This window comes from Comamonas jiangduensis (genome assembly GCF_030162955.1).
Taxonomy (GTDB): domain Bacteria; phylum Pseudomonadota; class Gammaproteobacteria; order Burkholderiales; family Burkholderiaceae_C; genus Comamonas; species Comamonas jiangduensis.
On the sequence record NZ_JARXOV010000054.1, the window covers coordinates 1 to 552 of the forward strand.

The window sequence follows — 552 nt, forward strand, 5'->3', positions numbered from 1 at the left end:
CAGGAGCCGCCAGCATGTCTAAAACCACCCCCCGCACCGAATCAAGTTCCCCGCCTGGTCACCAAGACCAGAGCGCTCGCCTGGCGGCTTCCGCCCCGGTCGACCAGGTGGGGGGCACCCCAACGCTTGAGCAATTTCAGCGCTGGCTGGAAAACAGAGCCCATGAAGCTAAGTATGGGTTTGACAACTTGTCGTCTGACGGCTTGTTTGAGTCTGAGTTTTTGATGCTTCGTGCAGACTTTAAGCGTGTTGTCACAGAGTCTAGATTGGCAACTGCGCTGCTCATGCAATTCAAGCTGGAGCAAGGCGCATGACCGACTCCCCCCTCATGCGCAACCAGCGCAACCGCGATCAGTGGCTGTCCATCGCCAAGTTCCTGCAGGAACAAAAGCCCAGCCCCAAATTCAAGCGCAAACCCACTGCAACCCAACAAGCCCGCGCCCTGGTTGCCACGATCGTGGCTAAGGGCTCGCAGATGGCACAGCACGCAGTTGGGCAAGCGGAGCGCCGCACGGCTGCGGGCAGTGACATTGGAGAGACCAACCCATGAGT

The 552-nt window shown here is 59.1% G+C and carries 2 protein-coding genes; both read left to right on the top strand.

The genetic code is table 11. The annotated features are described in order from the left end of the window. Nucleotides 1-14 precede the first annotated feature (14 nt). Complete coding sequence (locus QEP12_RS16950) at nucleotides 15-314, top strand: hypothetical protein (protein ID WP_174864025.1); 300 nt, start codon at nucleotides 15-17, stop codon at nucleotides 312-314. Then, nucleotides 311-550, top strand: a complete 240-nt coding sequence (locus QEP12_RS16955; RefSeq protein ID WP_174864023.1) for a hypothetical protein — start codon at nucleotides 311-313, stop codon at nucleotides 548-550. Before QEP12_RS16950 ends, QEP12_RS16955 begins: the two co-directional genes overlap by 4 nt. Nucleotides 551-552 lie beyond the last annotated feature (2 nt).